Origin of the sequence: Bradyrhizobium sp. WSM3983 (assembly GCF_000473045.1) — a bacterium.
GTDB lineage: Bacteria > Pseudomonadota > Alphaproteobacteria > Rhizobiales > Xanthobacteraceae > Bradyrhizobium.
Genome location: NZ_AXAY01000004.1, coordinates 158,537 through 183,756, shown reverse-complemented (window position 1 = coordinate 183,756; position 25,220 = coordinate 158,537). Strand labels below are relative to the sequence as shown.

Below are 25,220 nucleotides of genomic sequence, written 5' to 3'. Positions count from 1 at the left end.
CCGGCCTTCGCCGGGGCGACCATCAATCCTGCTGCGTCTCGCTGAACGTCGCGCGGAACGGGTGCCCCGGATACACGCCGACGATGCGGAATTCGCGCGAGAAGAACTTTAGCTCCTCGATCGCAAACGCAAGACCCTTGTCTTCAGGATGGCCGTCGACGTCAGCATAAAACTGCGTGGCGAAGAAATTTCCGTCGACCATATAGCTTTCGAGCTTGGTCATGTTGACGCCGTTGGTGGCGAAGCCGCCGAGCGCCTTGTAGAGCGCGGCGGGAAGGTTGCGCACCCGGAAGACAAAAGTCGTGACCAGCGGGCCCGAACCTTGCACGGCCCATTTCGGCTCGCGGGCCAGCACTACGAAGCGTGTGGTGTTGTGGGCCTCGTCCTCGATGTCCTCGGCAAGGATGTCGAGCCCATAGATCTGCGCGGCAAGGCGCGAGGCGATCGCGGCGACCGTCTTGTCCTTGCGCTCCGAGATGTCGCGGGCGCTGCCGGCGGTGTCAGCGTGCACGATGCCCTTGATGCCGAGCTTGCGGATGATGCGGCGGCACTGGCCGAGCGCATGCACATGGCTCTCGACGGACTTGATGTCGGACAGTTTCGTGCCCTTGATCGCCATCAATTGGTGCCGGACCGGCAGGAACCATTCGCCGATGATGAAGAGGCCAGAGGCCGGCAGCAAATGGTGGATGTCGGCGACGCGGCCGGCGACCGAATTCTCGATCGGGATCATGCCGAGATCGGCTTCGCCCGAGGAGATTGCCGACAGCGCGTCCTCGAAGGTGGCGCAAGGCATCGGCTCGGCGTCGGGATAGGCCTCGACAATGGCGATATGGGAATTGGCGCCAGGTTCGCCCTGGAATGCAATTTTTAGCTTGCTCATGACGGGCCTTGTAGCAGCGGCTCAGGATTTGGAAAGGATGCTGCGGGCGGTTTCGAGATCGGGCGGCGTGTCGACGCCGCGGGGCACGCTGTCGACGATCATGATGTCGATGCGCATGCCGGCTTCTACCGCCCGGAGCTGCTCAAGATTTTCCTGAACTTCCAGGGGAGACCGTGGCAGCGACACAAATCGTTCCAGTGCCGCGCGGCGGTACGCATAGAGGCCGATATGGTGGTAGCGCGGTCCGTCGCCGTAGGGGGCGGTTGCGCGGGTAAAATAGAGAGCCCGCATCCGTCGCGGCCCGATCGGCGAGCCGATGGCCTTCACGACGCTCGGGGCGAGGTCCTCCTCCTCGGTGTGGATCTGTGACGCCAGCGTCACGATATCGACGGCAGGATCGTCAAAGGGCGGCAGCACCTGGCGTATGGTCTGCGGCGTGATGGTCGGGAAATCACCCTGGAGATTGACCACGATCTCGGCCTTGCCATCCGGATCGAGCTTCTGCATGGCCTCGTGGATGCGGTCGGAGCCGGAGGGGTGCTCGGAGCCGGTCATCACGGCCTCACCGCCGTGGGCGGTCACGACGGACGCGATTTCCGCCGTATCGGTTGCGACCGCGACCCGGCCGATGCCGGCGGCCTCTGCCCGCCGCATCACGTGCACGATCATCGGCAGGCCGGCGATATCGGCGAGCGGCTTGCCGGGCAGGCGGGTGGCGGCCATGCGGGCCGGTATCAGCACCAGGATGCGGGGATCGATCATCGGTTCAAGAGCCTGGAAATGGGGTGTTTTCCGCACCGAGAAATGGGGTGGGGATGGGCTGAAAGCCGCATCGCTTATACGGGTTGCCAGACCCTGGGCAAACCGATATCTGAATGGCAAAACTCGGGGAAACAATAAGGAACGTTTGATTCTCCCGAGGCTCGTCCTGGCGGTCGACACGGCCGCTAATCCTTCTTGCGGTGTGGGGCCTGGCCGGAAATGGACTCTTTCGAACTCAACAAGATCCTCGGTGCCGTGCTTGGCACCTGTCTCATTCTGCTGGTGACGAGTTTCACCGCGAGCGCGCTGTTCTCGCCCAAGATGCCGGAAAAGCCGGGCTTCGAGATCGCCGTGAAGGAAGTGGCTGGCGACAAGGAAGGTGGCGCTGCTGCTGCTGCGCCCTCCGAGCCGATCGAAAAGCTGCTCCAGACCGCGTCCGTCGAGAAGGGCGCCGCCGCCGCCAAGAAGTGCGCCGCCTGCCACACCTTCGAGAAGGGCGGCCCGAATCGCGTCGGTCCAAATCTCTTTGGCATTGTTGACGACCACCGCGGCGAAGGCCGCAACGGCTTCAACTTCTCGGCAGCCATGAAGGCCAAGGGCGGCACCTGGACCATCGACGAGCTGAACAAGTTCATCGCCAATCCGAAGGGCGCCATTCCGGGCACCGCGATGGGTTTCGCCGGCATCCCGAAGGATAGCGAGCGCGCCGACGTCATCGCCTACCTGAACAGCCTCTCCGATAGCCCAAAGCCGCTGCCGACCGCGGCGAAATAAGGCTCTTTGGTCTCGATCTTGGATGTACGGCCAGGCTTCAAAGCCTGGCCGTTTCCGTATTCGGGCCTCGCGGCGTTGTTATCGGGGCGTTTGGCCGCATCTGACAGGCCGTCCGGCCTTCCAAGATGAGGAAAAAGCAACATATTCCGTCGAAACCTCGCCTATATTGAGCACTTAAAGGGGTAACCTCCTTCAAGACTGGGATGTTGATTTGGCCATTACCCGACGCGATCTCCTGCTCACTGGCGCGGCCATTGCTGCGCTCCCCGCCCTCGGTTCCGTGGCGGGTCTGCCCGTCGTCCGCACGGCAGAGGCGGAATCGGCCGGTGAGCTACCCTGGCGCCACGCGCTGTCGCTGTTTGGCGACATCAAATACCCCGCCGACTTCAAGCGCTTCGACTATGTCAATCCGGATGCGCCCAAGGGCGGCGTGGCGCGGCTGATTTCGCTCGGCACTTTCGACAATTTCAACATCGCGGTCGCCGGCATCAAGGGCTCGCTCGCGCCGGCCGCGGCATTGATCTACGAAACGCTGATGACGCGTGCCCAGGACGAGGTCGCCACCGAATATGGCGAGCTCGCCGAATCCGCGCAGCACCCGGACGATTTTTCCTGGGTGACCTACCGCTTGCGGAAAGAGGCGCGCTGGCACGATGGCAAGCCGGTGACGCCAGAGGACGTGATCTTCTCGCTGGAGTCCCTGAAGAAGCTGAGCCCGATGTACGCTTCCTACTATCGCCACGTCGCGAAGGTGGAGAAGAGCGGCGAGCGCGACGTCAAGTTCACCTTCGACGCGCCCGGCAACCGCGAATTGCCCACCATCGTTGGCGAGCTCACCGTGCTGCCGAAGCATTGGTGGGAGGGCACCGACGCGCAGGGCCGCAAGCGCGACATCGGCGCGACCACCCTGGAGCCGCCGCTCGGCTCCGGGCCATACAAGATCAAGGAATTCGTGGCCGGACGCTCGATCAAGCTCGAACGGGTGAAGGTTTATTGGGGCGCCAACGTCCCGAGCCAGATCGGCACCAACAATTTCGACGAGCTGCGCTTCGAGTTCTTCCGCGACAACCTCGTCGCGCTGGAAGCCTTCAAGGCCGACCAGGCCGACTGGATCGCGGAAAACTCCGCCAAGCAGTGGGCCACGGCCTACGATTTCCCGGCGGTGACCGAGAAGCGGGTGGTCAAGGAAGAATTCCCTATCAACGATTCCGGCCGCATGCAGGCCTTCGCCTTCAACATCCGCCGCGACCAGTTCAAGGACGCGCGGCTGCGCCGGGCCTTCAACTACGCCTTCGACTTCGAGGAGATGAACAAGCAACTGTTCTACGGCCAGTACAAGCGCATCAACAGCTACTTCGAGGGCACCGAGCTGGCCTCTTCCGGTTTGCCGGAGGGACAGGAGCTGGCGATCCTTCAAGCCGTGAAGGACAAGGTGCCTCCGGAGGTCTTCACCACGGCCTACCAGAATCCGGTCAGCGGCAATCCGGAGGCCGTGCGCGCCAATTTGCGTGAGGCGGCAAAGCTGCTGAAAGAGGCCGGCTTCGAGGTGCGCGACCACAAGCTGGTCGATGCCGCCTCCGGCAAGCCGCTCTCGGTCGAGATCCTGGTGCAGGATCCGTCATCGGAGCGCATCGCGCTGTTCTACAAGCCGTCGCTGGAGCGCATCGGCGTCAGCGCCTCGATCCGCGTCGTCGACGATGCACAATACCAGAACCGGCTGCGCAGCTTCGACTTCGACATGATCATCGATCAATGGGGCGAGTCGCTCTCGCCCGGCAACGAGCAGCGCGAGTTCTGGGGCTCGCAGGCTGCCGACATACCGGGTGCGCGCAACACCATCGGCATCAAGAATCCCGCGGTCGACGCTCTGATCGAGAAGGTGATCTACGCCAAGGACCGCGGCGAGCTGGTTGCCGCGACCCACGCGCTCGACCGCGTGCTGCTGTGGAATTTCTACCTCGTGCCCCAATTCACCTACGGCTTCTCGCGCTATGCCCGCTGGGACCGCTTTGGCCATGCCGAGCCGCTGCCGAAATATGGCCGCTCCGGCCTGCCGACGCTGTGGTGGTACGACGCTGAAAAGGCGGCGCGCATCGGAAGACGCTCTTGAGGAAGCGATTGCGCATGGCGCAGCTTTCACGCCGGCATGTCTTGGCTCTGGGTGTCGGCGCCTTGAGCGCGCCGCTGTTGCGCGGCGCGCGGGCGTCGGAGGTGGTCACCGAGGCTCACGGCATGTCGGCCTTTGGCGATCTCAAATATCCGGCCGACTTCCACCATTTCGGCTATGTCAATGTCGACGCCCCGAAGGGGGGCGCGTTCTCGCTCATCCCCTCGGTACGGGCCTACAATCAGTCCTATTTCACGTTCTCTTCGCTCAACGCCTACATCCTGAAGGGCGAGGGCGCGCAGGGCATGGACATGACGTTTGCGCCGTTGATGGCGCGCGCCAATGACGAACCCGACGCGATGTACGGGCTTGCGGCGAAATCGGTGCGGATCTCGCCGGACAAGCTGACCTACACCTTCACGATGCGCCCCGAGGCCCGCTTCCATGACGGTTCCAGGCTCACCGCGCATGACGTCGCGTTCTCGCTCAATACGCTGAAGGAGAAGGGCCACCCCCTGATCGTCGTGCAGCTCCGCGATTTCGTGAAGGCCGAAGCGCTCGACGACGCCACGGTGGCCGTCACCTTTGCGCCGAACCGCGCGCGCGACGTGCCGCTCTATGTCGCGAGCCTGCCGATCTTCTCGAAGACGTATTATGCCACGCGCGCCTTCGATGAATCGACGCTCGATACGCCGCTGGGCTCCGGCCCTTACAAGGTCGGCAAGTTCGAGGTCAACCGCTACATCGAATACGAGCGTGTCCGGGATTGGTGGGGCGCCGATCTGCCGGTGTGCCGCGGCAGCTATAATTTCGATACCGTGCGCTACGAATACTACAGGGATCGCGACGTCGCCTTCGAAGGCTTCACCGGCAAGAACTATCTTTTCCGCGAAGAGCTCACGGCACGCATCTGGGCCACGCGCTATGACTTTCCCGCGGTGAAGGATGGCCGCGTCAAGCGTGAACAATTGCCGGATGAGACTCCTTCCGGCGCGCAAGGTTGGTTCATCAACCTGCGCAGGGACAAGTTCAGGGATCCTCGTGTGCGCGAGGCCCTGATCTACGCGTTCGATTTCGAGTGGACAAACAAATCCATCATGTATGGCGCCTATGCGCGCACCCATTCGCCGTTCCAGAATTCGGACATGATGGTCTCCGGTCCGCCGACGCCCGAGGAACTGGCTCTTCTCGAGCCCTTCCGTGGCCAGGTCCCGGACGAGGTGTTCGGCATGCCCTTCGTGCCGCCGGTGTCCGATGGATCGGGGCAGGATCGCAGTCTGCTGCGCAAGGCCGGCGAACTGCTCAATGAAGCCGGCTATGTCATCAAGGATCGCAAGCGGGTATTGCCCAATGGCGAGCCCTTCACGATCGAGTTCCTGAACGACGAGCAGTCGATCCAGCCGCATCACGGGCCTTACTTGAAGAACCTCGCGACGCTCGGCATCGACGCGACCTTCCGCCTGGTCGATGCCGTGCAGTACCGCGCGCGACTCGAGGATTTCGATTTCGACATGACGATCGAACGCTTCTCGATGTCAGCGACGCCCGGCGATGCCATGCGAGCGTTCTTCTCCTCCCAGGCGGCCAAAACCAAGGGGTCGTACAATCTCGCTGGTATCTCCAATCCAATCATCGACGCGCTCGTCGACAAGATCATCGCCGCCCAGACCCGGGCGGAGCTGACTACGGCCTGCCGGGCGTTTGATCGCGTGTTCCGGGCCGGGCGCTATTGGGTGCCGCAGTGGTACGCCAACTTCCATCGTGTGGCTTATTGGGATCAGTTTAGTCACCCCCGAAAGCCGCCCAAATACGCGCAAGGCGTCGGGGCCCCCGAAAACTGGTGGTATGACCCCGCCAAGGCGACCAAGCTCGAGCAGGCGAAATAGCATGAGCGCCTATATCGCCCGCCGCATCCTCCTGATGATCCCGACATTGCTCGGAATCCTCTTCGTGTCCTTTGTCGTCGTGCAGTTCGCGCCGGGCGGTCCGGTCGAGCGCGTGATCGCGCAGCTTTCGGGCGCCGACACCGGCGGCAGTTCGCGCATCTCGGGCGGCGGCGATTTTGCGCAACGCGCGCCCGGGCAGCTCGGCGCCGGCGGCGACGCCATCAATTCGAAATATCGCGGCGCGCAGGGCCTCGACCCCGACTTCATCAAGAAGCTGGAGAAGCAATTCGGCTTCGACAAGCCGGCACCGGAACGCTTCGCGCTGATGGTGTGGAATTTCGCCCGCTTCGATTTCGGCAACAGCTATTTTCGTGATGTCAGCGTGCTCCGGCTGGTCAAGGAAAAGCTGCCGGTCTCGATCTCGCTCGGCATCTGGCTGACGTTCCTGACCTACATGATCTCGATTCCGCTCGGCATCCGCAAGGCGGTCAAGGACGGAACGCGCTTCGACACCTGGACGTCGACCGTGCTCGTGCTCGGCTATGCGATTCCCGGCTTCTTGTTCGCGATCCTCCTGATCATCCTGTTTGCCGGGGGCTCGTTCTTCAACTGGTTCCCGCTGCGTGGACTGACGTCAGACGGCTGGTCGCAATTTCCATGGTACTGGAAGATCATCGATTACTTCTGGCATTTGACGCTGCCGCTGATCGCCATGGGGCTCGGCGCGTTCACCACCATGACGTTCCTGACCAAGAACTCGTTTCTCGACGAAATTCGCAAGCAATATGTGATGACCGCGCGCGCGAAGGGCTGCAGCGAGAACCGAGTGCTCTATGGCCACGTCTTCCGCAACGCGATGCTCATCGTCATCGCAGGCTTTCCCAGCACCTTCATTCACGCCTTCTTCTCGGGCTCGCTTCTGATCGAGACCATTTTCTCACTGGACGGGCTGGGGCTTCTCAGTTTCGAGAGCGTTCTCAACCGCGACTACCCTGTGGTGTTCGGCACGCTCTTCATCTTTTCGCTCGTCGGCCTCGTGGTCAACCTCATCTCCGACCTGGCCTATATGTGGATCGATCCGCGGATCGATTTCGAGGCGCGGGAGGTCTGATGACACTGACCGCCCCCACTCCGATCGAAACCACCGCAAAGTCGCCGCTCGGCGATGTCGTGCCGATCACGCGCAAGTCGTTTGCGCCATCACCGCTCAACAGGCGGCGCTGGCAGAATTTCAAGGCGAACCGACGCGGTTACTGGTCGTTCTGGATCTTCATGATCCTGTTCGTGGTGTCGCTGTTCGCCGAGCTGATCGCCAATGATCGGCCGTTCCTCGTCAAATATGACGGTCATCTCTACTGGCCGGCCTTCGTCACCTATTCCGAGACGACCTTCGGAGGCGACTTCGAAACCGCGGCCGACTACCGCGATCCCTATTTGCAGAAGCTGATCAAGGACAAAGGTGGCAGCATCGTCTGGCCTCTGATCCGCTACTCCTACGACACCCACAATCTCGATCTGCCGACGCCGGCGCCGTCGCCGCCAACCTGGATGTTGACGGAGGCGCAATGTAAGCCTGTCGTCGAGAAGAAAGGCCTCAAAAGCTGCCGTGATCTCGAATACAACTGGCTCGGGACTGACGATCAGGGCCGCGACGTGGTTGCGCGGCTGATCTACGGCTTCCGCATCTCGGTGCTGTTCGGCCTGTCCCTGACCATCATCTCCTCCGTTATCGGCGTCGCGGCCGGAGCGGTTCAGGGCTATTTCGGGGGGTGGGTCGACCTGTTGTTCCAGCGTTTCATCGAGATATGGACCGCGATCCCCTCGCTCTATCTGCTGCTGATCCTGTCATCGGTGCTGGTGCCCGGCTTCTTCGTGCTGCTCGGGATATTGCTGCTGTTCTCATGGGTGTCGCTGGTCGGTCTCGTGCGCGCGGAATTTTTGCGCGGACGAAATTTCGAATACATCCAGGCGGCGCGGGCGCTTGGTGTGTCGAATAAAGTGATCATGTTCCGGCATCTGTTGCCGAACGCGATGGTCGCAACCATGACGTTCCTGCCGTTCATTGTGTCGTCCTCGGTGATGACGCTGACCGCGCTGGATTTCCTCGGCTTCGGCCTGCCGCCCGGCTCGCCGTCGCTCGGCGAGCTGCTGTCGCAGGGCAAGTCCAACGTGCAGGCACCTTGGCTTGGTTTCTCCGGCTTCTTCTCGGTCGCGATCATGCTGTCGCTGTTGATTTTCATCGGCGAAGCCGTGCGTGACGCCTTCGATCCGCGCAAGACGTTCAAGTGAGGGCGTAATGGACGCGATCAACCAGCCCCTGCTTGCCGTGCGCGACCTTTCGGTCGCCTTCCACCAGGGCGGCAACACGACGCTTGCGGTCGACAAGATCTCGTTCCAGATCAAGCGCGGCGAATGCGTCGCACTGGTCGGCGAATCCGGTTCCGGCAAGTCGGTCAGCGCGCTCTCGATCCTCAAGTTGCTGCCTTATCCCAGCGCTTCGCATCCCTCGGGCAGCATCCGCTTCAAGGGACAAGAGCTGATCGACCAGTCCGAACGGCAGATGCGGGAAATTCGCGGCAGCGACATCTCCATCATCTTCCAGGAGCCGATGACCTCGCTCAATCCGCTGCATACGATCGAGGCGCAGATCGGCGAGATCATCCAGCTGCACAATCCGACCAGCAACGCGCAGGCGCGCAAGCGGACGCTCGAGCTGCTGACGCAGGTCGGCATTCCCGAGCCGGAGACGCGGCTGAGCAGCTATCCGCACCAGCTCTCCGGCGGTCAGCGTCAGCGCGTGATGATCGCGATGGCGCTCGCCAACGAGCCGGATTTGTTGATCGCGGACGAGCCGACCACGGCACTCGACGTCACCGTGCAGGCGCAGATCCTGACGCTGCTCGCTGAGATCCGCGCCCGGCTCGGCATGAGCCTGCTCTTCATTACCCACGATCTCGGCATTGTGCGCCGCATCGCCGACACCGTCTGTGTCATGAAGGGCGGCGAGATCGTCGAGCAGGGGCCGGTCGAGCAGGTCTTCAAGACTCCGAAACATCCCTATACGCGCGATCTGCTCGCGGCGGAGCCGAAGCCCGATCCGGCGCCGCCGCAGCCGGATGCGCCGGTGGTGATGTCGGCCGATGATCTCAAGGTGTGGTTTCCGATCAAGCGCGGCTTGATGCGCAAGACGGTCGGCCACATCAAGGCCGTCGATGGCGTCAGCGTTGCCGTGCGCAAGGGAGAGACACTCGGCGTGGTCGGCGAATCCGGCTCGGGCAAGACCACGCTCGGGCTGGCGCTGATGCGGCTGATCTCGTCGAATGGACGCATCGTGTTCCTGGGTAAGGACATCCAGGGCCTGCGCTTCAAGGAGATGCGGCCTTTCCGGCGCGACATGCAGATCGTGTTCCAGGACCCGTTCGGCTCGCTCAGCCCGCGCATGTCGATCGACGACATCATCGCCGAGGGCCTCACCGTGCATCAGCCAAGGCTGTCGCGCGAGGAGCGCGAGGCACGCGTCGTCAAGGCGCTGGAGGACGTCGGGCTGAAGCCGGACACGCGTTTCCGCTATCCGCACGAATTCTCCGGCGGCCAGCGCCAGCGCATCAGCATCGCGCGCGCGGTGGTGCTGGAGCCGGATTTCGTCGTGCTCGACGAGCCGACCAGCGCGCTCGACATGCTCATCCAGGCGCAGATGGTCGACCTGCTGCGTGAATTGCAGCGCAGGCGCGATCTCACCTACATGTTCATCTCGCACGATCTGCGTGTCGTCGCCTCGCTCGCCAGCCATCTCATCGTGATGCGCGGCGGCAAGGTGGTGGAGGAAGGTCAGGCGGCAGAGCTGTTCAAGAATCCCAAGACGGACTACACCCGCGCGCTGTTTGCAGCAGCCTTCCGCCTGGAGACAGCGGGCAACGGCTCGGTGGCGACGTAAATCCCGTCAGAGTCGCTTGATCGCGACGACGTCGCTACCGGCTGCCTTGATCCGCGCAATGGCGGGCTCGATCGGCTCGGTCACCGTTGTCATGTGATGCGCGTTGGCATGAACCATCGTGCTTCCGTCGCGAACGATGGCGACGTGGCCCTTCCAGAAGATCAGATCGCCGCGTTGCAGTCTGCTTCGTTCATGCGGCTCCAACGCGCGGCCAAGTCCCGCCTGCTGCATGTCGCTGTCACGCGGGCAGCCGGTGCCGGCTGATGTCAGCGAGACCTGGACCAGGCCGGAGCAGTCGATGCCAAGACTGCTCTTGCCGCCCCAGAGATAGGGCGTGCCGACGAAGCGCTCGGCGACTGCGACGAAGTCCGGCTCGCGATGGTCGAGCGGCGCGAGGTGGGCTTTCGGCAGGAAGGTACCCTCGTGCGTGACGGCGAAACTGCCATCCTCGCGCACGATCGTGAGCTTCGATCCCAGCACCAGCGTGTCGGCCGGCGGCAGCTTGATCGAGGGACCGGGGAAGGCGAGTGTCCGCAGCGCGCTGACCTTGTGCGTCGGGACGGTCGTCGGCTTCATCAGCGTCGCGTCAGGCAGCCAGCCGACATAGCCATCGCCGCCGAGCTGGCCCCAGGTCCAGCCCTCGCCGTCGCGGTCGTAGACAATGACCCGCTCGCCGCGTAGCGCTTCCGTCATCAGCATCGCGTTCGAAGAGGGCTGCTCACGCACCGGCGCGATCGGTGCGACCACCTCGAATTCCTCGCCGGTGACGAAGCGATCGGCCTGCACCTCGCCCTTGAGATATGTCGCGGCGAGGTCGCCGCGCGCCGGTGTCAGCCTTGGATCGTGTCTTGGATCGTGTTTTGGATCAGGCATAGCGCTCGCTCAGCACCTTGTAGATGGCGCGCGCGGCCTGGCATTCGCCGCCCTCGGGCCGCGCCGGCTTGGCCGACGGCGTCCAGCCATAGATGTCGACATGCAGCCAGCTTTTGGCCTGCTCGACGAAGCGCTGCAGGAACAGTGCGCAGGTGATCGAGCCGGCGAAGCCGCCGGACGGTGCGTTGGTGATGGTGGCGGTCTTCGAGTCCAGCCACGCATCGTAAGGCGGCCACAGCGGCATGCGCCACAACGGATCGTTCTCCTTCACCGCACAGCGCGCGACGTCGGCGGCCAGCGTCTCATCATTGGTGTAAAAGGGCGGTAAATCCGGTCCCAGCGCGACGCGCGCGGCGCCGGTCAGCGTGCCCAGATCGATCAGCAGCTCGGGCTTCTCCTCATCGGCCAGCGCCAGCGCGTCGGCGAGCACCAGCCGGCCTTCCGCGTCGGTGTTGCCGATCTCGACGGTGATGCCCTTGCGGGAGGTGAAGATGTCGAGCGGGCGGAAAGCATTGCCGGAAACCGCATTCTCGACGGCCGGAATCAGCACGCGCAGCCGGACCTTCAGCTTCGCATCCATCACCATGCGCGCCAGCGCCAGCACGTTGGCGGCGCCGCCCATGTCCTTCTTCATGATCAGCATGCCGCTCGACGGCTTCAGATCGAGCCCTCCGGTGTCGAAGCAGACACCCTTGCCGACCAGCGTCACCTTGGGATGGCTGGGATCACCCCAGACGACGTCGATCAGCCGCGGTGCACGGTCTGACGCCATGCCGACGGCGTGGATCAGCGGAAAGTTCGCTTTGAGATCTTCGCCGATGGTGCATGCGTAGCTTGCGCCGAACTCAGCGGCGAGCTCTTGCGCGGCCGCGGCCAGCTCCTCCGGCCCCATGTCGTTGGACGGCGTGTTGATGAGGTCGCGCGCCAGCATTGCGGCATCCGCCATGCTGTTGATCTCGGCGGGGTCGACGCCGTCAGGCGGCACCAGCCGGACGTCGGGGCGGTCAGCTTTGCGGTAACGGGCGAAGCGGTAGCTGCCGAGCGCGAAGGCGAGCGCCGCCAGTCGTGCATCGTGCGGTGCATTGGCGAAGCGATAGGTGCCGGGCGGCAGCAGGCCGGGCAGGGCACCCGGCCGGAACGGATCGCGCGATCTGGCGCCGTCGTCATCGAGCCCGAACAGCACTCGTGCGATGGCGCCGTCGGGCGCGGGCAGCGCGAGATAGCCGCCCGGCTTGGCGGCAAAGGCGCTCGCGATGGCGAACTGGCGTTGCGCCGGCGGCAGCGTCTCGCGCACGGTATCCCAGCTCGATTTGGTGACGAAGGTGATCGGGGTGGCAGTCGTGGACGTCTCGAAGACGGAAGGCATTGGCGGGTCCGCAAGATCATTCGGCTGGAGGAGACTTCGCAGAGTTTTGCGGTGGCTGCAATCGGCTTTGCGGTCACCGCTCAGGGAGCCGCTACTCGCAGAGAAGCAGCCATGCTAGGTTCCGGCAGCGGTTGCCAGGTTGCGCAGAGAACGCCGGTGACCGAAGACGAAGCGTGCCGGGAGGAATTGCAATGGAATTTGTGTGGGGCGTGATCACATTCATCGGCCAGGCGATCGAGGCTGTCTTTGGCTATGTCGAGCATCACCACTGGGTCTTCGCGTTCCTCGCCGGCGGATACGTCTTCTATCTCCATGACCGTTCGATTCATGCGCGGTTCGATGCGCTCGACAAGCGCATTGACGAAATCCGCAAGCGTCTCGCCATCGAATATTGATCGGGCTCGCGAAACCATCTGCTGATTGCGCTCGTATCTCGTTTGCGAACTGCCGTTCACGAGCGCGTTGTCGCAGGGCTTTCCTAGCGCTGCGGTTGTGGCATTATTGTTGGATACTTTTAGGTCGTTTTGCGCGCGGCTGCACGTATCGAGCGCAGGAGCGCCGCTTGAATCTCGGTTGATGCCGGCACGACGCGTACGACTATCCGCATCTGCCTCGCACCTCGGCGGTGAGATGGCGCCACAAGGCGGCGATCCTCCGCGTTAACCGGCCATTAGGGTTAACAGTCTATTGCTGGCGCGTTCGGCTCGATCAATCGGCTCGAGAGTCAAAGCGTCATGCGTCAATGGTCCCGTCCTGCCCGGCTTCTTGCCTCCGCCTCGCTGATCGCGCTGGCGTCCGCGAGCCTCGGCGGCTGCACGGCAATGTCAAAACTCTCCGATGTGACCGGCTCGATCGGTCCGAAGGCGGAAGCCACCCCGGCCGATCCGGCGCGCGCCATCGAGACCTATAGCGAGCGCTACCGCGCCAATCCCAAGGATCCCGACGTGGCGCTGGCCTATGGCCAGGCCCTGCGCGCCAACGGCCAGCGCGCCCAGGCCGCCGCCGTGCTCGAACAGGCGACCATCGCCAATCCCGGCAACAAGCCGCTGCTTGCCCAATACGGCCGCGCGCTCGCCGACAATGGTAATTTCCAGCAGGCCTTCGACGTGCTGTCGAAGGCGCATTCGCCGGACAATCCGGACTGGCGCCTGCTCTCCGTGCAGGGCACCGCGCTCGACCAGATGGGCCGTCACGACGAAGCGCGCGCCTACTATGCGAGCGCGCTGAAGATCGCGCCGGGCGATCCCGGCGTGCTCTCCAATCTCGGCCTGTCCTATATGCTGTCGAGAGACCTGCCGAAGGCGGAAGAGGCGCTGCGGCAAGCCTATGCTTCACCGCGTGCAAGCTCCCGGGTGCGGCAGAATCTCGGCCTGGTGGTCGGCCTCCAGGGTCGCTTCGCCGAGGCCGAGACCATCGTGAAGGCGGACCTGCCGCCGGACCAGGCTGCGGCCAATGTCGCGTATCTCAAGGAAATGCTGAACCGCAACGACGGCCCGCGCGGCGCGTCGAAGCGAACGCCGGTCGCCTCGCTCAGCCAGCCCGACTGATCAGACCCGATCTTCTGATCCTGAAATTGGCTGCGGACCGCGTGCGGTCCGCAATCTCCGGCGTCAGTGCAGCTCGGAGATCTTGATGCCGGTCGGTCCGAGAATGACGACGAACAGCACCGGCAGGAAGAACAGGATCATCGGCACCGTCAGCTTCGGCGGCAGTGCGGCGGCCTTCTTCTCGGCTTCGTTCATGCGCATGTCGCGGTTTTCCTGCGCCATGACGCGCAAGGATTGGCCGAGCGGGGTGCCGTAGCGTTCCGCCTGCTGAAGCGCCAGACACACCGATTTGACGCCTTCGAGGCCGGTGCGCTTTGCCAGGTTTTCGTACGCCACTTTGCGGTCCTGCAGATAGGACAGCTCGGCGGTGGTCAGGGTGAACTCCTCGGACAGCGCGATCGACTGGCCCACGATTTCGGTCGCGACCTTGCGGAACGCCATTTCCACCGACATGCCGGATTCGATACAGATCAGCAGCAGGTCGAGCGCATCGGGAAACGCGCGCTTGATCGAGAGCTGGCGCTTGGAGATCGCGTTTTTGAGGAACAGCATCGGCGCCTGAAGCCCGGCATAGGCGGCGCCGACGCACATGCCGATCTTGATCGGCATCGACTTCTCCATGTGCGCGATCAGGAACACGTAGACGACCGAGCCGACGAACAGCACGAGCGGCGCCACCATGCGGGCGAACAGGAATGTGATGTAGGGCGCCTGGCCGCGATAGCCCGCCATGATCAGCTTGTCGCGCGCAGCTTCCTGCGCCAGCCATTTGGTGAGGTTGAAGTCCTCGACAACCCTGGAGACGAGTTGCTTGGGCGTCTGGCGCAGCGAGACCTTTTCGCTCTTGTTCAGTCGTTCGCGCTCGCGCTGCCGGATCCGCTCGCGTTCGCTCGCCACCGCCTTCATGCGCTTGGAGAGGCCCTCGCCGGCGAACAGCGGCATCACCAGCGTATACACCGTGGCACTGGCGGCGATGGCCGCCAGCAGCATGGTCATGAAGTGTGGGTCATGCAGTTTCGTAACGAGGAAATCGACCATACGGCACCGTCAGAAATCGAAGTTGATCATCTTCTTCATCACCATGATGCCGATCGACATCCAGACGAGGCAGCCGACCAGCATGAGCTGGCCGGTGGGATGGGTCCACAGCAGCGAGATGTAGCCGGGCGTCGTGAGATAGACGAGGAACATCACGATCGGCGGCAACGAGCCTATGATGCCGGCCGAAGCCTTGGCCTCCATCGACATTGCCTGGATCTTTTCCTTCATCTTCTTGCGGTCGCGCAGCACCTTGGAGAGGTTGCCCAGCGCTTCGGAGAGGTTGCCGCCCGACTTCTGCTGGATCGATATCACGATGCCGAAGAAATTGGCCTCCGGCAGCGGCATGCGATCGTAGAGCCGCGTGCAAGCCTCGCCGAGCGGCATGCCGATTGCCTGCGTCTCGATGATCTGGAGGAATTCGCTGCGCAGCGGCTCGGGCGCGTCGGCCGCGACGACCTTGATGGATTCGAACAATGGCAAGCCGGCCTTGATGCCGCGGACGATGACGTCGACGGCGTCGGGCAGCGCCGCCAGGAACTTGTTCTCGCGGCGCTTCTTCAGGAAGCCCAACGCCCAGCGCGGCAGGCCGAAGCCGCCGGCAAAGGCAAGACCGACCGCGCCGATCAGGCCGCCGCCACCGAACAGTGCGCCGAAGAAAAACACGCCCGCCACGACGGCGGATGCGATCCAGAATTTCTGCGGCGTCCAGTCGAGCCCCGCCTGCGAAATGCGGATGTGAAGCGGAACGCTCTTTTCCTGCGTTCGCCTCGCCTCGAGATCCTTGAGCGAGCTCTCGACCTGCTCGCGGCGCGAACGCTGCGTCTTCTCGGCCTGCTTGGTCGTGGGCGCTTCGGCGCGCGCAATCGAGGCGCGGCGGTTCTCGGCCTTCCGTTCGCCGGACAGCAGCGGATAGAGGAAGACCCAGGCGATGCCGCCGACAGCGGCGGTGGCGAGGAAGCCGAGGGCGAGGACCTGAATGTTCATGACTGCGCCGACCTGCTCATGCCTTCGGTGTCGATTCCGCGGCGTCGAGCGCAGCGGCAAGGCGTTTCTCTTCGCCGTAATAGCGGGCGCGTTCCCAGAATTTCGGGCGGCCGATACCGGTCGAGCGGTGCTTGCCGATGATCTTGCCGTTGGCGTCCTCGCCGACCAGGTCGTAAAGGAAGATGTCCTGGGTGATGATGGTATCGCCTTCCATGCCCATCACCTCGGTGATGTGGGTGATGCGCCGCGAACCGTCGCGCAGGCGCGCGGCCTGGACGATAACGTCGATCGAGGCGCAGATCATTTCGCGAATGGTGCGCGAGGGCAGCGAGAAGCCGCCCATCGTGATCATGGATTCGCAGCGTGACAGCGCTTCACGGGGATTGTTGGCGTGCAGCGTTCCCATCGAGCCGTCGTGGCCGGTGTTCATGGCCTGGAGGAGGTCGAAGGCCTCCGGACCGCGGACTTCGCCGACGATGATGCGTTCAGGACGCATACGCAGACAGTTGCGCACCAGCTCGCGCATGGTGACCTGGCCTTCGCCCTCGATGTTGGGCGGCCGGGTTTCGAGCCGCACCACGTGGGGCTGCTGGAGCTGGAGTTCGGCGGCGTCTTCGCAGGTGATGACGCGCTCGTCGTGCTCGATGTAGTTGGTCAGGCAGTTGAGCAGCGTGGTCTTGCCCGAACCGGTACCGCCGGAGATCAGCACGTTGCAACGGACACGCCCGATAATCTGGAGGATTTCCGCGCCTTCCGGCGAGATCGCGCCGAACTTGACCAGCTGATCCAGCGTCAGCTTGTCCTTTTTGAACTTACGAATGGTGAGCGCGGGGCCGTCGATCGCGAGCGGCGGTACGATGGCGTTGACGCGGGAGCCGTCGGCGAGGCGCGCGTCGCAGATCGGCGAGGATTCGTCGACGCGCCGGCCGACCTGGCTGACGATGCGTTGGCAGATATTGAGGAGCTGCTGGTTGTCGCGGAAGCGGATTCCGGTCCGCTGGATCTTGCCGCCGACTTCGATGAAGACGGTGCCGGCGCCGTTCACCATGATGTCAGCGATGTCGTCGCGGGCGAGTAGCGGCTCGAGCGGACCATAGCCGAGCACGTCGTTGCAGATGTCGTCGAGCAGCTCTTCCTGCTCGGCGATCGACATCACGATGTTCTTGATCGCGATGATCTCGTTGACGATGTCGCGGATTTCCTCGCGCGCGGACTCGGAATCGAGCTTGGCGAGCTGGGCGAGGTCGATGGCCTCGATCAGCGCGCCGAAGATGGTCGCCTTGACCTCGTAATAATTGTCCGAGCGGCGGGTCTCCATGGCCGGCGCGGGCCGGGAGGGAGCGAGCGGCGGGGAGGCCACGGCCGGCGGGGGCGGCGCGCGCGACATCGTCGGCGCCGGAGCCTGGGCAGGCTCTGGCGACACGGCGCCGGGCTTGGGAGCCCGAAGGTCGGTGTCTGTTCCGCTACGCTTACCGAACACTTAACAACTCCATGCGGCGACCTATTTTCCCCGCAACTTCTCAATCAGCGGTGAAAGCAAGGACGACTTTTGTTTCTTCGTCTCGCTGCGGCCGGTCAGGCGCTGGGCGATCTGGAGAAACATTTCGATCGACTTGTGGTTGGCGGAGATCTCGGCGATCATCTGGCCGTTGTTGGCGGCCGCGCCGAAGATCTGAGGCTCGAACGGGATCGAGACGACCGGTTGGCTCTCGATCGCCTTGGCGAATTCGGTCGCCGCGATCTCCGGCCGCTTGGGAACGCCGACCTGGTTCAGGCAGTACAGCGGCGGACGGTCGTTGGGACGCGCGGCTTTCAGCAGATCGAACAGGTTTTTGGTGTTGCGCAAATTGGCGAGGTCCGGCGCCGCCACGATCAGGATGTCGTCGGCGCCGATCAAAGCGCGCTTGGTCCAGCCCGACCATTGATGCGGGATGTCGAGCACGATGCAGGGCATGGTCGCGCGCAGCGTGTCGAACACCGAATCGAAGGCGTCGCTGCCGAAATCATAGACCCGGTCGAGCGTCGCTGGCGCCGCCAGCAGGCTGAGGTGATCCGTGCATTTCGACAGCAGGCGATCGATGAAGGCGGTATCGACGCGATCCGGCGAGAACACGGCGTCGGCGATGCCCTGCGGAGGGTCCTGGTTGTAGTCGAGCCCGGCGGTGCCGAAGGCGAGGTCGAGATCGGCAACCACCGCGTCCATCGCGAGGTCCCGTGCGATCGCCCAGGCGACGTTGTGGGAGATGGTGGAGGCGCCGACGCCGCCCTTGGCGCCGACCACGGCAATGATGCGGCCAACCGCCTTGGCTTCCGGTGCCGAGAACAGGTTGCAGATCGAGCGGACGACGTCGATCGCACCAACCGGCGCGAGCACGTAGTCGCTGACGCCGCGGCGCACCAGCTCGCGATAGAGCATGACGTCGTTGATGCGGCCGATCACGACCACCCGGGTACCGGCGTCGCAGACGGTGGCAAGCTGGTCGAGCCCGGCCAACAGGTCATGGCGGGCGTCGCTCTCGAGCACGATCACGTTCGGCGTCGGTGCGGAGCGATAGGCTTCGATCGCAGCCGCCATGCCGCCCATCTGGATCTTCAGATGGGCCTTGCCGAGACGGCGATCTTCGCCGGCCGATTGTACGGCGGCCGCAGTCTCCACGGTTTCGCAGAAGGCCTGAACCGAGACGCGCGGCGCGGGCGCAATATGCTCCTCGACCGGCCCAGGGGCCTCCGGCTGCTCTTCTTGAGTCTGGCGCGCGTAGTTGATCATTTGCCCGTGTCGCTGAGTTTGGCCTTATCGGCCTCGGGATAGGCAACCGCCGTCGGAGTTCCCTTGCGATACTTCTCGAAGGCGGTAGTTCGGCGCGCCGTGTAGGCCGGAGTTTCGGACCGCGGCTGCTCGAGGTCCGACGGATTGTCGACCATGGCCGCGATATTGCGCTGATAGGCGCAGCCGTAATTGTAGTAGTCCTTGTTCTCGAACCAGCTCTTGTTCTTCATCGATGGGCCGAGGTCCTCCGGCCACAGGCCGCAGGGGCCCGCGACCGCGGCGATCCTGGAGTAGGTCAGCCGGATCGGCGGCAGGAAGCGCTTGTCTTCTGGCTGGTAGGGACGGGCGATGATGCCGCGCGGGGGAACGCCCGCCGCCGCCAGCATCGCCTGAATCTCGCGCATCGATTCTGCCACCGGACGCGCATTGGGCGTTCCGGACGGCACGTCGATGTGGATGGCGCCGGTGCCCTCATGCATCCAGGTCGAGGCCACGCCCATTACGTCGGCGCGCTGGGCTGCGGTCAGGCCGCCGCGGGCGTGACCGACGAACACGACGATCGAACGGTTCTGTTCCTCGATAGCGATCGGATGACGCTGCTTGTAGTCGTCGGGAATGGACGCGGTGGCCACCTCGTCGTGCTGACAGCCGCCGAGCGCGAGCGCGATACCGACCAGCGCGCCACCGAGGCCGGCGCGGTAGCGGGTCTGGGGTCGTGTTGTGATCATACTATGTCCCCGTTCCGCCATCAGTCCGTGATGAAGCCGTAGGTGCCGCGGTAGTTCTTTGCCGGCTCGGTCCGGCCCGGCACGCCATAGATGCGATTGATGTTGCCGATCAGTTCGGCCTGGGGATCCGCGGGCGCCGCGAAGCCGTCATCCGGCCGCGACAGGTCCTTTGGCGCCGCGGCGCGAACGACATAGGGCGTTACGATCACGACCAGCTCGGTCGTGTTGTTGACGAAGTCGCGGCTGCGGAACAGCGTGCCGAGGACCGGGAGCTGCATCAGCCCCGGCAACCCGCTGATCGCCTGCTTGGTCTGCTGCTGGATCAGGCCGGCCATCGCCATCGCGCCGCCGGAGGGAATTTCCAGCGAGGTCTCGGCGCGGCGGGTCTTGATCGAGGGCACCGTCAGCGAGTTGACCGAGGTCGAGGTCACGGCCTGCGACAGCGTGATCGCATTCTCGTTCGACAGTTCCGAGACCTCGGTCATCACGTGCAGGCTGATCTTGCCCTCGCTCAGCACCACGGGGGTGAAGTTGAGCGAGATGCCGAACTTCTTGAAGCTGATCTGGGTGGTACAGACATGCGTGGTGGGATCGCAGGCATAGCCCGCCGGCACCGGGAATTCGCCGCCGGCGATGAAGGTCGCGGCCTCGCCGGAGATCGCGGTCAGGTTCGGTTCGGCCAGCGTCCGGATCACGCCTGCGGTTTCCATCGCACGCAGGGTGGCCTGCACCGACGGCGTCGCTCCGAACTTGGTGGTCAGGGCGTTGCCGTCTACGAGATTCTTGCCAAGCGCCGAGAACGGGTTGGAGTTGCTGAAGGTCACCACCGAGGTGCCGTAGTTCAGGTTCGCGGTAAGGTCGATGCCGAGCTGCTTGATGACGCTGCGCGCGACTTCGGCGACCGTCACCTTCAGCATCACCTGGTCGCGGCCGCGGACCACGATCGAATTCACCACCTTGTCGGGGCCGCCGGCAAGGCGTGCGGCGAGGTCGTTGGCCTGCTGTGCTTCGAGCGGGTTGGCCGCGCTCCCGGTCAGGACGACGCCGTCGCCGAGACCGTCGATCTGGATGTCGGAATTGGGCAGTATCTGCTTCAGCGCCGCACGCACGCCGTTGAGGTCGCGCTTGACCGCGATGTCATAAGCCGCGATCTGCTGGCCGGCGGAATCGAAGAACACGATGTTGGTCTGGCCGACCGAGGCGCCGATGATGTAGGCACGCTGGGACGAGCGGACCACCGCGTTGGCGATCTTGGGATCGGCAACCAGCACATCCTTGATGTCGCGCGGCAGGTCGATCACGATCGACTTGCCGATGCCGAGCGAGAGGAAGCGTGCGTTCATCTGGCCGTCGGCTGCAACCGGCGCCGCGGGACGGTAATCTGCTGCGATCACGGGCGTGAGCGCGGGGTTGAGCGTCAGCGCGAGAGCGGCCGAGAACGACAGGGCGCGAACCATCGAGGTCCGCATCGTCGCCAGATCTGCCCTGCATTTCATTTCGACTGTCCTCATCGTGCCTTCGCCGCCTGGGTCGGAATGCCGTAGCGAATGATCGAAACGCCATCGCGCTTCTGCGCGGATTCATCGAGCGTGATCTCGCTCATCTTGACGTCGGCAATGCTGCGCAGCGCCAGCGACAGCGTTCCAGCCTGGCGGGACGAGGACAGCAGCTGGGTTTGTGCGGAATTGAGCTCCAACGTCACGGTCTTGCCGACCACCGCGTTCTGGCCGTCCTTCTCCTTCGGCGCCTGGTCGATGGCGAGCACGCGGACATTGACCAGAATGACCTCGGAGGTGACGATATCCTGGGCGCCGGCGCTCTGGTCCGGGTTCTTGAGGCGGCGCGTCAGCAGCACATCGACGCGGTCGTTCGGCAGGATGAAGCCGCCCGCGCCGGTCTCCGGCGAGATTTCGGTGGAGATGGCGCGCATGCCGGTCGGCAGGATCGCAGCCATGAAGCCGGACCCATCGGCCTTGACCAGCTTCTGGTCGCGGATCGGCTCACCTTGGATGAAGGGGGCGCGCGCAATCGAGCCGGTGACCTGGGTTGCGCCATCGGGGCGCTCGCTGCGGCGGATAAAGGCGGCGCTGGCGGTCGCGGTCGGCCAGGTTTGCCACTGCACGTCTTCCGGCTTCACGGTCTGTCCGAGGCCGATGTCGTTCTTGGCGACCAGTACGTCGGTGGTGGGGAGCTGCGCGACCGGAGCCGCTGGAGGCGGCGCAGAGTCAGAGCCGCTCGCCAGATACGCGGCGACGCCGCCGGCGCAGATGGCGACCGTCAGGACGACTATGCGTGCCCTATTCATACGCTTCACTTTCCACAGAACGCCGCGACGCTGACGCCGCCGTAATCGGCAGTTGACCAGCTATTCGTCAAAGCATGGTTAATGAGGCGTATCTAAATCGCGTTAACGCAGGGTTATCCGGGGCGATCAGCGCAGTGCGAGGCGAGCGAGGTCGATCGCTTTCACCCATTCGGTCTCGGGGTAGACCATCAGTGCGCCAAGTGCGAGCGCGATGCCGTAGGGAATGCCGCTCTCCTTGGCATGAAGCCGTGCGAGCCAGGCCTGGCCGGCAAGCCCGTAAGGCAACGGCCATTGCCGGAATTGGAGCAGGAGCAGGGTCAGTGCGCCGCCGAACAGCGAAGCGTAGAGCAGGAAGTCCATCAATGGGGCGAAGCCGAACCAGAGCGCCACGGAAGCCGCGACCTTGGCGTCGCCGCCGCCCATCCAGCCCATCGCAAAGCACGTGAAGGCCACGAGGAGGAGCAGCGCGCCGGCACCGACATGGCTCAGCACCTCGTAAGGTGCCATGCCACCGGCAAAGGCGAGCACGAAGAAGCCTGCCAGCAGCGCCAGCGACACGCGGTTCGAGATCGTCATCGTGAAGAGATCGCTTGCGGCTGCGAACGCCATCAGGGCCGGGAAGAGCAGAAGGCGCGCGAGGTCGAGGATCATGGGCTGCGTCTTGAGGCCTGGGTCTGTCGCACGGATCGGGGCGTCGGCGCATGCTAGGGGGCAGTGCTAAACAAACCGACAACGGTCGCAGCAGCCCCGGGGGCTGGCAATCCGGTGCGGCAGCCTCACCACATGCTGGCGATGCGCATCGCGAGCGTGGCCATGGCGAGCAGCAGCGCAAGGCAGACCCAATAGGCCGACGCGTCGCCTCGCGCCGTGTCCGCCTCGTTCGCCGCAACCGCGGCATCGGTTGTGTGTTTACGCAACGCCACTGGAGCTCGCACTGTCCCGAAAAACAAAGGCCCCGGAGGTCCGGGGCTTTTGCCATCGCCTGCCGGTCGGCTTACTTCAGCGAGGAGCTGATCGAGCCGAACTTGGCGTTCAGCGTGGTGCCGAGGTTGTTGACGACGGTGATGATGGCCAGCGCGATGCCGGCGGCGATCAGACCGTATTCGATGGCGGTGGCGCCGGACTCATCGTTCGCGAAACGCGCAATCAGGTTCTTCATGAACTAAACTCCATCTGGGTGAGGTCGCCTCGATCGGCGCTGACTTGACACGACGACCATGTGAGCCGAGCTCTTTCGGTAGAGTTAATTCGATCGGTCAAACCCGCGCCTCGCGCGATGCTTTTGGCCAGAGTGAATTTCGCCTTAAGGCGGCCGTCTCAATTCGGCCCCGCTCCGAACGCGCCGTCAACTTCACCCTCCCTTAAATTTCGCGGAGTAGGCGTAAGGGGGATCAGCAGACTGGAACAGTAGCGATGATGTCGAGCCTACCCATGCAAGTCGCCCTGATGCTCGGCGATACCATCGAGAAGGTGATCCCCGTCACTCTCATGCTCGCGGTGGTTTTCACCGTGCTTGAGCATTTCTGGGCCTGCAATGCCGGTCCGTCATGGTGGCGCAAGCGCGAGATCGTCACCGACATCTGCTACTGGTTCTTCGTTCCGGTGTTCGCCCGCACCATGCGGATTGGACTCCTGATCGTCACCGCCGGCGTCGTCTTCAACATCCACGACGCCGACCAGCTGATCGCCTTCTACGACAATGGCCACGGCCCGCTGTCGCAACTGCCGCTGTGGGTGCAGGGCGTGCTGTTCCTGGTCCTGGCCGATTTCATGCTGTACTGGCTACATCGGCTGTTTCACGGCGGCGGGTTCTGGAAGTACCATGCGATCCATCACTCGTCCGAGGAGATCAGCTGGATTTCGGCGGCCCGTTTCCATCCGGTCAATCTGATGCTCGGTACCATCGGCGTCGACGTCGTGCTGCTGATGGCCGGCATTTCGCCGAACGTGATGATCTGGGTCGGCCCGTTCACGACCTTCCATTCGGCCTTCGTGCACGCCAACCTGAACTGGACCTTCGGGCCATTCAGATATTTGCTGGCGACGCCGGTGTTCCACCGCTGGCACCACACCTCGCTCGAAGAGGGCGGCGACACCAATTTTGCCGGCACCTTTCCGATCTGGGACCTGCTGTTCGGGACCTTCCGCATGCCGAAGGGCGAGCTGCCGCAGGATTACGGCAAGGATGAAGCGACCATGCCGAAGGAGATCGGCGGCCAGCTCGCCTATCCGTTCCGCCAATAGGATTGCATCCGGCACGGGCGACAAAAACGCAGTCCGTTCAAACAATACTTGCCGAGTTTGCGGAACGTTCACGAATTACAGGCAGGTTAACCGGGTCGGGCGCCGGCTCCGTCTGCTGATCGATTCTGCCGGTTTGTGACGTCCCGGGGTAAGAGTATGCGTAAAGAGTTCCTGCGCCGTCATGCGCGCATCTGTCTCCTGGCTGCGGCTGCCATGCTGGCGTCGCCGGCCATTGGCCTTGCCGAGCCCACCGCCGATACCATCGCGGTCAATGTCGACCAGGCCAAGCTCGTGCGGCTGCCGGGCAAGGTGGCAACGATTGTGGTCGGGAATCCGCTGATCGCCGACGTGACGTTGCAGCCCGGCGGGATGATCGTCGTCACCGGCAAGGGTTACGGCGCCACCAACTTCATCGCGCTCGACCGCGGCGGCGAGATCCTGGTCGATCGGCAGATCCAGGTCGAAGGCCCGAGCGACCGGCTCGTCACCGTCTTTCGCGGGATCGAGCGGGAGTCCTATAGCTGCCTGCCGATCTGCCAGCGCCGCGTCACGCTCGGCGACAGCGACAATTACTTCAGCACCACGATGGGTCAGGCCGGCTCGCTGAGCAGCAGTGCCAGCGGCAACGGCGCCGCGGCTGCCAAGACAAACTAACAAGACAAACTAGCAAGATCAGCCGAGAGGGTCGGGCGTCGTCGGTACCGCACAAAAAAAGGCCGTGCATCACGCACGGCCTTTTTCGTTGTTTGGTGCGCGCGCTGGAGATCAGCCTGCGTCGCGGAGGTTGTCGGCAGCCGACTTGCCGGAGCGGCGATCGGCGACGATCTCGTAGGAGATCTTCTGGCCTTCACGCAGCGAGCCGAGGCCGGCGCGTTCGACGGCGCTGATGTGAACGAAAACGTCCTGGCCGCCGTCGTCGGGCTGGATGAAGCCGAAGCCCTTGGTCGCGTTAAACCACTTCACGGTTCCCATGCTCATGGGGTAGTCCCTTCTCAGATAACACAATGTAAGAGTCCGCT

Annotated in this window: 25 protein-coding genes; 10 read left to right on the top strand and 15 right to left on the bottom strand. The window is 63.8% G+C overall.

What is annotated here, in order from left to right:
* Window positions 1-22: 22 nt before the first annotated feature.
* Together YUA_RS0108195 and YUA_RS0108190 are read right to left on the bottom strand one after the other, a co-directional pair.
* Complete coding sequence (locus YUA_RS0108195) at window positions 23-883, bottom strand: prephenate dehydratase (protein ID WP_027530234.1); 861 nt, start codon at window positions 881-883, stop codon at window positions 23-25.
* A 21-nt stretch (window positions 884-904) separates the two neighbouring features.
* On the bottom strand, window positions 905-1,645 hold the full coding sequence (locus tag YUA_RS0108190; protein ID WP_027530233.1) for a 3-deoxy-manno-octulosonate cytidylyltransferase: 741 nt from the start codon (window positions 1,643-1,645) through the stop codon (window positions 905-907).
* Window positions 1,646-1,864: 219 nt separating this feature from the next.
* Between YUA_RS0108190 and YUA_RS0108185 the strand changes: the two genes are divergently transcribed.
* From YUA_RS0108185 to YUA_RS0108160, 6 genes are all read left to right on the top strand, one after another.
* Window positions 1,865-2,419 (top strand): cytochrome c family protein, encoded by a 555-nt coding sequence (locus YUA_RS0108185; protein ID WP_027530232.1) that lies wholly within the window; start codon window positions 1,865-1,867, stop codon window positions 2,417-2,419.
* A 211-nt stretch (window positions 2,420-2,630) separates the two neighbouring features.
* Window positions 2,631-4,529 (top strand): extracellular solute-binding protein, encoded by a 1,899-nt coding sequence (locus YUA_RS0108180; protein WP_027530231.1) that lies wholly within the window; start codon window positions 2,631-2,633, stop codon window positions 4,527-4,529.
* Between the two features lie 14 nt (window positions 4,530-4,543).
* Window positions 4,544-6,412 carry an extracellular solute-binding protein gene (locus YUA_RS0108175; protein ID WP_027530230.1) on the top strand — a complete coding sequence of 623 codons (1,869 nt, stop codon included), beginning with the start codon at window positions 4,544-4,546 and terminating at the stop codon, window positions 6,410-6,412.
* A 1-nt stretch (window position 6,413) separates the two neighbouring features.
* Complete coding sequence (locus YUA_RS0108170) at window positions 6,414-7,523, top strand: microcin C ABC transporter permease YejB (protein WP_027530229.1); 1,110 nt, start codon at window positions 6,414-6,416, stop codon at window positions 7,521-7,523.
* Window positions 7,523-8,701: an ABC transporter permease gene (locus YUA_RS0108165; protein WP_027530228.1), complete on the top strand. Its 1,179-nt coding sequence runs from the start codon at window positions 7,523-7,525 to the stop codon at window positions 8,699-8,701. The genes YUA_RS0108170 and YUA_RS0108165 overlap by 1 nt, the downstream gene beginning before the upstream one ends.
* A 7-nt stretch (window positions 8,702-8,708) precedes the next feature.
* The gene (locus YUA_RS0108160; protein WP_027530227.1) at window positions 8,709-10,346 is read left to right on the top strand and encodes an ABC transporter ATP-binding protein; all 1,638 of its coding nucleotides are present in this window, start codon (window positions 8,709-8,711) and stop codon (window positions 10,344-10,346) included.
* Between the two features lie 6 nt (window positions 10,347-10,352).
* Here YUA_RS0108160 and YUA_RS0108155 read toward each other — a convergent pair whose 3' ends face one another.
* Together YUA_RS0108155 and YUA_RS0108150 are read right to left on the bottom strand one after the other, a co-directional pair.
* Window positions 10,353-11,219: a C40 family peptidase gene (locus YUA_RS0108155; RefSeq protein ID WP_027530226.1), complete on the bottom strand. Its 867-nt coding sequence runs from the start codon at window positions 11,217-11,219 to the stop codon at window positions 10,353-10,355.
* Window positions 11,212-12,585, bottom strand: a complete 1,374-nt coding sequence (locus YUA_RS0108150) for a M17 family metallopeptidase (protein ID WP_027530225.1) — start codon at window positions 12,583-12,585, stop codon at window positions 11,212-11,214. The genes YUA_RS0108155 and YUA_RS0108150 overlap by 8 nt, the downstream gene beginning before the upstream one ends.
* 191 nt (window positions 12,586-12,776) lie before the next feature.
* Here YUA_RS0108150 and YUA_RS0108145 point away from each other — a divergent pair, with 191 nt between their 5' ends.
* Window positions 12,777-12,980: a hypothetical protein gene (locus tag YUA_RS0108145; protein WP_027530224.1), complete on the top strand. Its 204-nt coding sequence runs from the start codon at window positions 12,777-12,779 to the stop codon at window positions 12,978-12,980.
* Window positions 12,981-13,319: 339 nt separating this feature from the next.
* Window positions 13,320-14,132: a tetratricopeptide repeat protein gene (locus tag YUA_RS0108140; RefSeq protein WP_027530223.1), complete on the top strand. Its 813-nt coding sequence runs from the start codon at window positions 13,320-13,322 to the stop codon at window positions 14,130-14,132.
* 63 nt (window positions 14,133-14,195) lie between these two features.
* Here the strand turns inward: YUA_RS0108140 and YUA_RS0108135 are convergent, their stop codons facing one another.
* The 10 genes from YUA_RS0108135 to YUA_RS0108090 all read right to left on the bottom strand — a co-directional run bounded on the left by YUA_RS0108135 (window position 14,196) and on the right by YUA_RS0108090 (window position 23,116).
* Window positions 14,196-15,170, bottom strand: a complete 975-nt coding sequence (locus YUA_RS0108135) for a type II secretion system F family protein (RefSeq protein ID WP_027530222.1) — start codon at window positions 15,168-15,170, stop codon at window positions 14,196-14,198.
* A 9-nt stretch (window positions 15,171-15,179) separates the two neighbouring features.
* Entirely contained in the window at window positions 15,180-16,157 is a 978-nt protein-coding gene (locus tag YUA_RS0108130; protein WP_027530221.1) for a type II secretion system F family protein, read from the bottom strand.
* Window positions 16,158-16,173: 16 nt separating this feature from the next.
* Complete coding sequence (locus YUA_RS0108125) at window positions 16,174-17,637, bottom strand: CpaF family protein (protein ID WP_027530220.1); 1,464 nt, start codon at window positions 17,635-17,637, stop codon at window positions 16,174-16,176.
* 21 nt (window positions 17,638-17,658) lie between these two features.
* Complete coding sequence (locus tag YUA_RS0108120; protein ID WP_027530219.1) at window positions 17,659-18,924, bottom strand: AAA family ATPase; 1,266 nt, start codon at window positions 18,922-18,924, stop codon at window positions 17,659-17,661.
* Window positions 18,921-19,652 (bottom strand): CpaD family pilus assembly protein, encoded by a 732-nt coding sequence (locus tag YUA_RS0108115; RefSeq protein ID WP_027530218.1) that lies wholly within the window; start codon window positions 19,650-19,652, stop codon window positions 18,921-18,923. The genes YUA_RS0108120 and YUA_RS0108115 overlap by 4 nt, the downstream gene beginning before the upstream one ends.
* 20 nt (window positions 19,653-19,672) lie before the next feature.
* Window positions 19,673-21,148, bottom strand: coding sequence for a type II and III secretion system protein family protein (locus YUA_RS0108110; protein WP_027530217.1), 1,476 nt, complete (start codon window positions 21,146-21,148; stop codon window positions 19,673-19,675).
* An 11-nt stretch (window positions 21,149-21,159) separates the two neighbouring features.
* Entirely contained in the window at window positions 21,160-21,957 is a 798-nt protein-coding gene (cpaB, locus tag YUA_RS0108105; RefSeq protein ID WP_027530216.1) for a Flp pilus assembly protein CpaB, read from the bottom strand.
* Between the two features lie 126 nt (window positions 21,958-22,083).
* A complete protein-coding gene (locus tag YUA_RS0108100; protein ID WP_027530215.1) occupies window positions 22,084-22,608 on the bottom strand; it encodes a prepilin peptidase in 525 nt (174 codons plus the stop codon).
* A 125-nt stretch (window positions 22,609-22,733) separates the two neighbouring features.
* Window positions 22,734-22,874 carry a hypothetical protein gene (locus tag YUA_RS50910; RefSeq protein ID WP_198029392.1) on the bottom strand — a complete coding sequence of 47 codons (141 nt, stop codon included), beginning with the start codon at window positions 22,872-22,874 and terminating at the stop codon, window positions 22,734-22,736.
* Between the two features lie 77 nt (window positions 22,875-22,951).
* The gene (locus YUA_RS0108090) at window positions 22,952-23,116 is read right to left on the bottom strand and encodes a Flp family type IVb pilin (RefSeq protein ID WP_027530214.1); all 165 of its coding nucleotides are present in this window, start codon (window positions 23,114-23,116) and stop codon (window positions 22,952-22,954) included.
* A gap of 257 nt (window positions 23,117-23,373) precedes the next feature.
* On the opposite strand from YUA_RS0108090, the gene YUA_RS0108085 reads away from it, so the two are divergent.
* Window positions 23,374-24,201 (top strand): sterol desaturase family protein, encoded by an 828-nt coding sequence (locus tag YUA_RS0108085; protein ID WP_027530213.1) that lies wholly within the window; start codon window positions 23,374-23,376, stop codon window positions 24,199-24,201.
* 156 nt (window positions 24,202-24,357) lie between these two features.
* Window positions 24,358-24,855 (top strand): pilus assembly protein N-terminal domain-containing protein, encoded by a 498-nt coding sequence (locus tag YUA_RS0108080; RefSeq protein ID WP_027530212.1) that lies wholly within the window; start codon window positions 24,358-24,360, stop codon window positions 24,853-24,855.
* A gap of 111 nt (window positions 24,856-24,966) precedes the next feature.
* On the opposite strand, the gene YUA_RS0108075 is transcribed toward YUA_RS0108080, so the two are convergent.
* Window positions 24,967-25,179 (bottom strand): cold-shock protein, encoded by a 213-nt coding sequence (locus tag YUA_RS0108075; RefSeq protein WP_027530211.1) that lies wholly within the window; start codon window positions 25,177-25,179, stop codon window positions 24,967-24,969.
* Window positions 25,180-25,220: the final 41 nt, after the last annotated feature.